The following is an 11136-nucleotide window of genomic DNA, read 5'->3' on the forward strand; positions in this document are numbered from 1 at the left end:
TTGTGATCACGTTGCAAAGATATGGTATCGGAATTTGCTGTGCAAGCGATTTTGAAGAAGTGCGTTAATAAAATAATTAATATTGAGACAATAGACTGTTATATAGCTGCTTATACGTTTCTTAATATTTACATCATCGCAGCCGCATCTATAAATAGATACTTTTTGCTTGTTTTTTCTAAAAGGCTTAATATAAGATCAATGATAGGTTAGGGCTGCGGTTCATTTTTCATTATTCTGCAACAGCATTGATTGAAAATTGGAATCGTGTGATAGGTAAGCAGAGTATGGTCTTGGCTTCGTCAATGCACCACCCTAAACCATCCTATTTTCCATCGGTTAGTGTTATTGAATAAATATCTCACCTGAATAGTTCATTATAAAAGAATAATGCTTACCTTTAGCAACAATAAAACAGAACTAACACGAGGTTACCCCCCCGAAATTTAATAATATGAGAAAGATTATTATAGTAAGTGCTATATCAATGGTCATTTTTTCCTGTTGTATCGGTGTTTCTTCTAATACTGATAAAGATAAGAAATATCTATATATAGAAGCGACAGGAACTAATTCTCATGGTGATTATAGTGCTAAGATAGACACCCTTGAAATAATGGAGAAGAACGATTCACTGGCATATTTGAAAGCTTTTGAAGAATTATGTGTATCACAACGGGCGAGTGCTTTAGTAGTTGAAATAATGAAGGAAAAAATGGGAGATCGTTTTGATGAGTATGAGGAGGTTCATGATTTCCGATTATTGAATGAGAAATTAGAGGAAGTGGACCGGACTATAGTTCCCGATAGCGTCTTGGCAGAAATAGCCCAGAGCATTTTCTCATTAAAATTGGAAAAATAGTTACCTGGCACTTTATCATTATTAGTTAAGAGTTAATTATCCTGATATTATTAACATATAGACATTATGAAATACGACGTTTTTATATCTTATTCCAGTAAAGACAGTGGGGTTGCATTTGATGTATGTGCCATGTTAGAAGCAGCCGGTCTAACTTGTTGGATTGCTCCCAGGAATGTATATGGTGGTAAGTCATATGCACGGGAAATAATTGAAGCGATAACCGAATCACAGATCGTGCTTTTTATCTTTTCGAGTTATTCTAACTGCTCTTCCCATGTAGAAAGTGAAATAGATATAGCTTTCAACCAGGAGAAAGTTATCATTCCTTTTAGGATAGAGGAAGTAAAGATGTCTCCGGAACTTACTTACTATATTAATAAGAAACATCATATTGATGGAATCCCAGAGCCAGCTCTATCATTCGATATTTTAAAAGAAAGTGTGTTGAATAATATTCCCCGGCTTCAAAAGGAACTGGATAAAGAAAGAGCTTATAAATTGTTGAGAGAAGATTTAGGTGATTTTGATATTGAATTTTTAAAAAGTGTCTTGCAGAATAGTAGAAACAATAGAGCTGATCCAAGAAATGTTAATTGTGAAGATAATGTGGCCGAGAACGAATTTAATATATTGCAAAATGCCGCAGGAGAACTATGTCTTTTAATCAGATCCCGGAATGGAAGACCTAGAAAACCATGTTTTATTTGCGATAATTCAAACTTTACTATATTATTCCGGAATAATTCGTCTGCTGTATTTTTAGAAGATATTAATCCTGTAGCTGTTGAAGCTCTCAATAAAGTGAATCAGATGTTGGTCGTGGAACTTAATAATGACGAAGTAGTTAGAGAATATGTTGTACCGATAGTTCTGATTGAGGGATTAACATCATATTTGCAAGATGATGCTATATATGATAAAGATAGCGGTATTCAGGGAACTTTAGACCGTGTATTGAGTCACAAGCAGCAAACATTGTTAAGGAAGCTGTACTGTAACTGGAGAGAGAATTAAAAAGTATAACTAACAATGGAATAAAATTAGGAGAGTAGGCTGCTGCTTTATTTATTACTCAAGAAAAAGTATTTTTCTACCCGAAGGTACCAAATGTAGCAACGTGGATTGTAGGCTTACCGTCTTCCGCGACAAGGGCGACAAACAACTTGCCGACAAACAGGTTACCGAACTCGCCACCAAAGACAGAACGCCTCTTATCAAAGGCTTCTCCGTAAGAAACTGTCAGGTGATAGTTCAGTTCTATAATGAATATAGTCAACAACTTACAAATACGCAACAACCTGTTTTGCATTTGCAGTTAGTTTTCATGACATTGTCGGTTAAACAACTAAGCTGGTCACACAATGTTATTCTGATGCAAAAGGCAAAAGACCTCAAGGCCCGGTATTGGTATATGATACAGTGCCTCAAAACAGTTGGGACGTACCTTCTCACCGCCAGCCCGTTATCTAGCAGTATATCTGCAATCCCTTGACTGTAGACGACGATCACCCCGTCCGTTTCCGCTTTCACCGGAGCGTCACGAACTCACGTTCCTTTTATCCGTTTTTTCTTTTTCTTTCGTTCATCCATCGCTTTCCACAGGTTGCCCGGCATATCGCCCAGATATTTCTTGCAGAATCCGTTGAAGTGCTGTACAGTTAACGACATCTCCGACACAGTCTTCAGAAAATGGCTCAAACAGTACGATGAGGGCGGTCTTGAAGCTTTGGTACGTGCTGACGCAGAGATAAAGGATGTACTTCCTGAGGGTATTGACCGCACGGAGGAATTCTATAAACGAGAAATCTTACGCTTGTGTATAGAGAATGAACGTCTAAAAAAAATTATGCGGTGCGGACGAACGAGGTTGGGCAAACGGAGTATGTTTGTTTAAAAACGAAGAATTCAAAATAGTCGACATGCTGTCAAGAGATTTTGCAATAACGGATATTTGCGCCATGATGGGCGTAAGCCGTGCAGGTTACTATAAATGGAAGCGTCGTGATCCCTCTACGCGTGACCTTAATAGGGAAACGATGGTGGAGTTCGTTGAGCAGATGCACTCGGAACATTCTACCCATGGATACCGTTGGGTGGTAGCTTTCATACGTAATGAGCTTCGAGCCACCGTTAGTGACAACTTTGTCTACAAGTGTTTTCGTTATCTTGGTATTCAGTCGGAAACACGTCCTTGTTTTGCCATAGGCTATGATACTCCAGTGAACTATCATCTGATTTCATGAAGGGTGTAAATACTTGAAGAACTTTCATATTGGAACAGACTATCCTATTTTCTTTGTTTTTCTATTTCTTTAAATATACCACCGTCTTACCTCCACCATATTTTCGTATAATTCCCTCTTCTAAATAGGTATTTAACAGTATAGTTGCCTTGTATCGGCTTATGCCGGCTAGTCTCGTGAAATCGACACAAGTGATGCAACCTTGTTCATCCAGATGTTGCATAAGGATGCTAAGGCATTTGTCTTCATCGGGATTGCCATTGCTTCGGTAAGGTGATTCCATGCGTTCCAACGGTAATGGCTCCATGTTCTCACGGAATTTTTTGTTGATGCGCAGGTTTACTTTATTCAGGTGGATGGAAGGAGAGCGGATTTCTTTCTTCTCCATTACCGGATGGTCGCATTTCAGCGATAAGGAGAAATAGCCTAATTCTCCGACTTCCACAATCCAGCCTTGTTTCAACCAATGTTGTAACTCATCGGTGACTGCTTGCAAGCATCCTTCAATGGTAGCCTGACTGAAGGCGTTGCTTTTAGATACTAATTCTATAAACTTCTTAGCATCAAGAGTTCCTGATGGAATCACTCGTGCGTGAAGTGGTTGCTGCTCATCCTTTTTTTGTGGGTTGCCACTGGCATAAAGATCATAATAAACACTCATGTCTTATTTTGTTTTTAGTTATTCAGTAAATATTGTCTCCGGCTACATGATTTTATTCGTTTGACTATAGTCATTTAAATCGTTGACTATAGTGCTTCTTTTATTTGACTATAGTCTATCGAAAGAAACACTATAGTCAAATGAATTAATTCGTGCACTCAAAGGTATTAATTATTTCAGGTAAAGACACTAATTTATGCATTAAATGAGAAAATATTATCTACCCCTTTCTATTTTTGCTATTAAAAACGATACCTTTGAAGTGTTTTCTTTCTTTTTTATCAAGTATGGATTGATTTCCGGTAAATTTTCTCATATATTTCAAATTAATATTCATTAACTTATTTGCCGTAATACTTTTTAATACCTCTTGTGTATTAGCTAATAGATATTGAACTATTAACTTTAAAGACTAATATTATGGAAAAAGATTCTCCTTTTTCATCCACCGGCAGAAGGTGTATTGTAACCCTAATGTGCATATTTGTCACTGCTTTTGTTTATGCACAACAGCAAAAAATATCGGTTAGTATCAAAGAGCTTCCTCTTAAAGAAGCTATCAGTCAGATAGCAGAGAAGGCATCGATGAATGTAGCCTATAGTAAAGAATTTGTGGATACGAGTAGGAAAGTGTCATTGGAGGTAAAAGACACAGATGTAAACAAAGCACTAACTCTTTTGCTAAAAGGGACTAACATTGGGTTCCGTTTCCTGGATGACAGTATTTTATTTTATAATAAAGAATATCAAAATAAAACTGAACCTGTTGATTCGCAAGGAGAGAAGAAGGAACTGTATGTGAAAGGTAAAGTTACTGACGAGAATACGGAACCGATCATCGGAGCCACCGTATCGGTAAAGGGATCGACTACAGGTACAATCACCGATATCAATGGTCAGTATTCCATCAAGGTACCTTATGGAAGTACACTTCGGTACTCATACGTCGGCTACCGTGAAGAAAGCGTCATAGCGAAAGCAACGACAGTAAACGTGGTGATGAAAGAAAATGCTGTCAGCCTGGAAGATGTAGTAGTTGTAGGCTATGGCGTGCAAAAGAAAGTGAATGTAACAGGTGCTGTATCTATGGTTAAAGCGGAGGCTATTGAGAATAGACCTATAACTAACGTAACTACGGGTCTGCAAGGATTGTTACCTGGAGTTAGTATCGTTTCTTCTTCGGGGCAGCCGGGTGCTGTGCCCAGCATCAACATTCGTGGTACGGGAACCATCAATAGTAGTACAGCACCTTTGATCCTGATTGACGGAGTAGCCGGGGGAGATATTAACTTATTGAATCCTTCGGACATCGAAAGCGTATCAGTACTGAAAGATGCCGCCTCATCGGCCATTTATGGAGCACGTGCCGCTAACGGTGTTATTCTTGTAACGACTAAAAAGGGAGAAAAGAAAGAGCGTGTAGTATTCCAATATAACGGATATGCCGGATTCCAGACTCCCACAGCATTGCCCGAACTTGTTAACGGAAGGGAATACATGGAACTCTCCAACGAAGCCATGAGTGCTGCCGGATTTTCCAAGCCCTATACACAAGAGGCTTTCGATAAATATGATTCGGGACTGTATCCCAACGAATATTCCAATACTGACTGGATTGACGAAATATACAAAAGCCGGGCTTTTCAAACGGGGCATAATGTAAGTGCACGGGGTGGAAGCGAGAAAACCGGATTTTTTATGTCGTATGGTTTCCTGGATCAGGATGGACTGGTTGTAGGTGACGGGTATAGTTCCAAAAGACATAATGCGCGTATCAGTGTAAACACGGAGGTGTATGATCGTCTGAAACTGACCGGACAGATGAGCTATGTCGATTTCTATAAAAAGGACTTAGGTTATAGCGGCACATCAGGAGTATTCCGCCTGTCACAGCGTATGTCTCCGTTACTTCCCGTCATGTGGCAAATTCCTGACGAGAATGGCCGGATGGTAGATAGTGAGAACTGGTCGTACGGTTCGGTACGTAACCCCTTGCAGGTAGCTTATGAGTCGGGAATGGAAGAACGGAAAACACGCGTGCTCAATGGTATTTTCAATGCAGATCTCAAAATTATAGACGGACTGAACGTAGGTATGCAGTACTCTGCAAATATATATACCCGCCAGGTGGATGAGTTTAACCCGAAGATGTTGTCTTATTACTCGGACGGTAGCCCGTTGAAAGCAAATGAAGATGCCAAGGACTATATCTCACAAAGCCATCTCGACGTTATGACCCAAACGTTGCAATTCACCCTGAACTTTAATAAGACCATAGGACGCCACGAGTTGGGAGCATTGATGGGATTTTCGCAAGAGTGGGAAAACAGAAGCACACTGGGTGCTACACGTGATAATGTGATGGTTGAAGATATTCACGTTATTAGTGCCGGAATGATTAATTTTATGAATAGCGGAACAAAAGATGAGTGGGCTTTGCGTTCTTACTTTGGTCGTATCAACTATGCTTTTGACGGTAAATACCTGTTTGAAGCTAACCTGCGTGCCGACGGAACTTCAAGATTTGCCAAGGGCAATCGCTGGGGATATTTTCCATCGTTCTCGGCAGGATGGAACTTCTCACGTGAAAAATTCATGGAGTTCGCTACTTCGGTATTGAGCTCGGGTAAGCTGCGTGCTTCCTGGGGTGAGTTGGGAAATCAAAACATTCCCGGTAATTACTACCCCTACTTGTCACCTATCATAACCGAAGAGTCTTATCCTATCGGAGCTTCTAATACACCTGTTATGGGACTTTGGCAAAACAAAATCGGTAATCCCGACATCAAGTGGGAAACCATCCGCATGCTTAATTTCGGGGTAGACCTTAGTTTTTTGAACAATAGACTGAATGTGGACTTTGATTGGTATAAGAAAGAAAATATTGATGCATTGGTTCGTCCCGATGTTCCGGCTATTGTCGGGGTTTCCAGTAGTAACGTAGGTTATGTCAATCTTGGTAAGATTGATGTCAAAGGATGGGAACTTAATCTGTCATGGCGTGATAAGATTGGAAATGTAAATTACAATCTCGGGTTCAATCTGTCGGACGCCCGTAATAAGATTACCGATTTGGGTGGAACTCCGGAGTCGCTGACCAGTACGGCTTCCGGTTCGTATCGTCGGGTAGGTGATCCGATAGGTGCTTTCTATGGTTATCTGACTGATGGGCTGGCGCAAGTGTATGACTTCGAATCGGTGAATACAACTACAGGTAAGTACCAGAAACCAAAATTTCCTCTTGTTGCATCACAAAACGGCATTGTACAGCCCGGAGATATTAAGTATCGGGACATCAGTGGTCCTGACGGCGCTCCCGATGGGGTAATTGATGACTACGACAAAGTGGTGTTTGGCGAGAAAGAGCCCCATTACACTTATGCAATCAAGGGTGGTTTGGAATGGAAAGGCATTGATTTCAGTTTCTATTTGCAAGGCGTAGGCAAAGTTGCCGGTTACCTTGAGGATGAGGCTCGGCATGCGTTTATCAATGACTACTCAATCCCTAAAAAAGAGCATCTTGACAGATGGACGCCTATGAATCCAAATGCTTCTTATCCCAGACTTTATCAGTCGCAGGAGCACAACAGACTCTTCAGTGACTACTGGAAAGAGGATGCATCGTACTTGCGCCTGAAGAATATTCAGATAGGTTATCGTTTTCCTGCCCGAATGGTGGCACCTCTTGGCATTAATAGTCTTAGAGTATATGCTTCGGCAGATAACTTGTTTACTAAAACCGATTACTTCGGAGCTTATGACCCTGAAGTGAGGACCACCAGCGGAGATGTCTATCCGCAAGTAAAAACCTATGTTTTTGGATTATCAATAACATTCTAACCTATTAAACGACTATAAAGATGAAATACTCAAAATACTTTTTAATCATTGCTTTATTTGGTATAGTTACCTCATGTAGCGATTTTCTGGATAGAACGAACCCTAACGAGCCGGACAATGTGACATTCTGGGTGAATGAAGATCAGCTTAAAAATGCCTTGCCTCCCTGTTACGAAGCTTTACAAAAAGACTATCTCGTGAATTGGAGCGAATCGACGGCCGAAACTGTTATGTGGGGGAATATTACTAGTGGACTAAGTAAGGTTTCGGGAGGCAAGCACTCTTATACTGACGGCTTCCCCTTCACTACCTATTGGACAGGAGCGTATAGCTATATTTATCGCTGCAATAATTTTCTGGACAACTATAATAAAGCGCAGGTAGCTCAAAATAAGAAGGACGTTTATGCCGCAGAAGTAAAAACCATCCGGGCGCTTATGTACTTTTACCTCACGGTGTTTTGGGGTGATGTACCTTGGGTAGGAGAAGTCATCCAGCCCGAAGATGCATATATCGAACGTACTCCCAGAGAGAAAGTCATCGACCAGCTCGTCGAAGATTTGAAATGGGCGGCAGAGCGTATGCCTGAAGAAAGGTATACGGGCGATAAACTGGGAAGACTCGACCGTTGGGGCGCTTTAGCCATATTGGCACGTATTGCCTTGCAAAACGAAAGATGGGAACTGGCTGCAAAAACGAGTGAATATATCATCGAAAACAGTCCCTATGGCCTGTATGAATATGAAAAGCTATTTCATCACGAAGGAGATGTCGAGAATGATCCGAAAAATATCGAAGCCATCGTATATAGCCTTTTTGTACCCGAAATCCGTACACAAAGTCTACCCAATGAAACTTGCAGTCCGACAGACTATATACGTCTCAATCCAACGAAGTCATTAGTGGATGCTTATCTGTGTACAGACGGTAAACCGGCAAAAACCGGATTGGAATATTATAAAAAGACCGGTGTGCAGACCTCATCGTTATACAAGTCGCCTGAAGAGCATTATGTGGATTACTTCCAGAACAGAGATCCTAGAATGAAGATGACTTTATATGCTCCGGGTGACAAATGGCCGGGAGGAGATGACGGTGATCCTGATACGGATAAGGCCAACGAGATATTTAATCTGCCTCGTTTTGCTTCATTGCAAGATAATAACCGTGTGGGGGCAAATAGCCGTACAGGTTTCTATCTGAAAAAGTATAACGATATTGATTTGGCCGGCTCGAGTGTGGGTGGGCATGGGAATCTCAATGTCATCCGTTTTGCCGAAATCTTGCTGATTTATGCCGAAGCCACTTTCGAACTACAAGGCAAGAAACTGACACAAACACAGATTGATTACTCCATCAACAGGCTTAGAGATCGTGTGAATATGCATCGTATGAACCTTGACGAGCTTAGCGCATGGGGGATGGATCTCGAAACCGAATTGAGAAGAGAACGTCGCATTGAGTTGGCAGGTGAAGGAACAAGATACGCCGATGTGATGCGCTGGCGTGAAGGCGAACTTCGCTTTGGACGTGCCATCACCGGTCCCAGCCTGAAAGTTTGTATGAATGATTTGGGCGCCAACCCGTATCCCGATACCGGAGTAGATGAGTTTGGTGATGTTATCTACGAAAAGTCTACCGCGGAAGGCGGAGCACGCTACTTCGACGCAACGAAACATTATTTGTGGCCCGTGCCTAATCCCGAGCGTCAGAAGAATCCTCTGTTAGGACAAAATCCAGGCTGGGAAAAGTAATCATTAAAAAATAGAAACCATGTATTCAATGAAAAAATATTTATTATTGTTTTTATGCCTGACTTTGGGCGTTGCCTATGCGCAAGATACTCTACGGGTGCGGGTAATGACCTATAATTTAAGATTTGGCGAACTGGCATCTTTAGAGGAACTTGCTCATCACATCAAATCCTTCAAGCCTGATTTTGTGGCGCTTCAGGAAGTGGATAGCAAAACAGACCGTAAGCGTACCCCGCATCAGAAGGGGAAGGATTTTATATCCGAACTTGCCTATCATACAGGGATGTTTGGGCTTTACGGAAAAACGATTGACTATTCTACCGGTTATTACGGTATTGGGATGTTAAGTAAATATCCATATATTTCTGTTCAAAAGATAATGCTGCCCCATCCGGTCAAAGAGCATGAGAGGCGGGCCATGCTGGAGGGATTATTCGAAATGGGTAATGATACCATTGTTTTTACCTCTACGCATCTGGACGTCAACTCTCAAGAAACAAGGGCGGAGCAAATAAAATTTATTACCGGGCATTTCAAAAATTATAAATATCCTGTAATTTTGGGAGGTGATTTCAACGCGCGTCATTACTCCGAGGCAATACGTGGTATGGATAGCTGGTTTGCTGCAAGCAACGATGATTTTGGAATGCCGGCATGGAAACCTGTGATTAAGATCGATTACTTGTTTGCTTACCCGCAAAAAGGATGGCGCGTGATTAGTACGCAAACTGTCCAGTCGCTTTTGTCAGACCATTTACCGATTATTACGGAACTGGAATATGTGAAAGAAGCATCGAAGAAAAAATATTGATACTCACTTATAACATTTATGATTTTCTATGATACATACAATAATCAAGTATTTACTGATTTCAGCAACGCTTTTTTTCTGCTCATGCCACAAGCCTAAGACGGATATTATCACCCCCGCCAAACAGTTAATAGAACGTCAGATTGGGGAAAGAGCACAGTCTATCCACTTTGAATATATCGAACCATCCGACGGTAAAGATATATTCGAAGTGATAGCAAGCGACGGCCGGCTTACCCTAAGGGGAAGTAGCTCCGTTGCTATCTGTTACGCTTTTCATACGTACATGAAAGAGGCCTGCAAGAGTATGAAAACATGGAGCGGTGAACATATAACGTCGGTGATGCCGTGGCCCGATTATGAATTGTATGAACAGGTGTCCCCTTATGAGTTGCGCTATTTCCTTAATGTTTGTACATTCGGCTACACTACCCCTTACTGGGACTGGGAGCGTTGGGAAAAGGAAATTGACAGGATGGCTCTTTATGGTGTAAATATGCCCTTGGCTACCGTGGCCAGCGAAGCCATTGCGGAACGGGTATGGCTGCGTATGGGATTGAACAAAGAAGAAATCCGTGAGTTTTTCACTGCCCCTGCACACCTTCCCTGGCATCGCATGGGCAATCTGAACAAGTGGGACGGTCCTTTATCTGATGCCTGGCAACAGAACCAAATCGCTTTGCAGCATCAAATCCTGACCCGTATGCGCGAGTTGGGTATGCAGCCCATAGCACCCGCGTTTGCAGGTTTCGTGCCGGAAGGATTCGTCCAGAAACATCCCGACACACAATTCCGGCACATGCGGTGGGGTGGTTTTGATGAAGAGTACAACGCCTATGTATTGCCACCGGATTCACCTTTTTTCGAAGAGATAGGCAAACTGTTTGTCGAAGAGTGGGAAAAAGAGTTTGGAGAAAGGTTCTTCGTCAAATTTGGTGGTACTTCTTCTATTGTGAATAAAT

At 41.6% G+C, this 11136-nt stretch carries 9 protein-coding genes and 1 pseudogene; 8 read left to right on the top strand and 2 right to left on the bottom strand.

The annotated features are described in order from the left end of the window. Positions 1–454 precede the first annotated feature (454 nt). From DXB58_RS02640 to DXB58_RS28080, 3 genes and pseudogenes are all read left to right on the top strand, one after another. Positions 455–862 (top strand): hypothetical protein, encoded by a 408-nt coding sequence (locus DXB58_RS02640; protein ID WP_008770576.1) that lies wholly within the window; start codon positions 455–457, stop codon positions 860–862. A gap of 66 nt (positions 863–928) precedes the next feature. Beyond that, on the top strand, positions 929–1879 hold the full coding sequence (locus DXB58_RS02645) for a toll/interleukin-1 receptor domain-containing protein (RefSeq protein ID WP_004317470.1): 951 nt from the start codon (positions 929–931) through the stop codon (positions 1877–1879). A 79-nt stretch (positions 1880–1958) separates the two neighbouring features. Continuing rightward, a pseudogene (locus tag DXB58_RS28080) lies at positions 1959–2357 on the top strand (DUF1016 N-terminal domain-containing protein); the annotation flags it as partial. A gap of 53 nt (positions 2358–2410) precedes the next feature. Here DXB58_RS28080 and DXB58_RS28335 read toward each other — a convergent pair. After that, positions 2411–2533, bottom strand: coding sequence for a hypothetical protein (locus DXB58_RS28335; RefSeq protein ID WP_255344333.1), 123 nt, complete (start codon positions 2531–2533; stop codon positions 2411–2413). 251 nt (positions 2534–2784) lie between these two features. On the opposite strand from DXB58_RS28335, the gene DXB58_RS02655 reads away from it, so the two are divergent. Continuing rightward, on the top strand, positions 2785–3108 hold the full coding sequence (locus DXB58_RS02655) for a hypothetical protein (RefSeq protein WP_229128454.1): 324 nt from the start codon (positions 2785–2787) through the stop codon (positions 3106–3108). A 61-nt stretch (positions 3109–3169) separates the two neighbouring features. Here DXB58_RS02655 and DXB58_RS02660 read toward each other — a convergent pair whose 3' ends face one another. Then, positions 3170–3769, bottom strand: coding sequence for a DsbA family protein (locus tag DXB58_RS02660; protein WP_009000990.1), 600 nt, complete (start codon positions 3767–3769; stop codon positions 3170–3172). 420 nt (positions 3770–4189) lie between these two features. Between DXB58_RS02660 and DXB58_RS02665 the strand changes: the two genes are divergently transcribed. The 4 genes from DXB58_RS02665 to DXB58_RS02680 all read left to right on the top strand — a co-directional run. Continuing rightward, entirely contained in the window at positions 4190–7609 is a 3420-nt protein-coding gene (locus DXB58_RS02665) for a TonB-dependent receptor (RefSeq protein ID WP_122135819.1), read from the top strand. A 20-nt stretch (positions 7610–7629) separates the two neighbouring features. Continuing rightward, positions 7630–9363 (top strand): RagB/SusD family nutrient uptake outer membrane protein, encoded by a 1734-nt coding sequence (locus tag DXB58_RS02670; protein WP_004317477.1) that lies wholly within the window; start codon positions 7630–7632, stop codon positions 9361–9363. Between the two features lie 19 nt (positions 9364–9382). Next, entirely contained in the window at positions 9383–10174 is a 792-nt protein-coding gene (locus tag DXB58_RS02675) for an endonuclease/exonuclease/phosphatase family protein (RefSeq protein ID WP_004310723.1), read from the top strand. A 28-nt stretch (positions 10175–10202) separates the two neighbouring features. Beyond that, on the top strand, positions 10203–11136 hold a 934-nt coding region (locus tag DXB58_RS02680; protein WP_199613111.1), incomplete at its 3' end, for an alpha-N-acetylglucosaminidase TIM-barrel domain-containing protein.

It is taken from the genome of Bacteroides sp. OM05-10AA (genome assembly GCF_003439055.1).
Classification (GTDB): Bacteria; Bacteroidota; Bacteroidia; order Bacteroidales; family Bacteroidaceae; genus Bacteroides; species Bacteroides intestinigallinarum.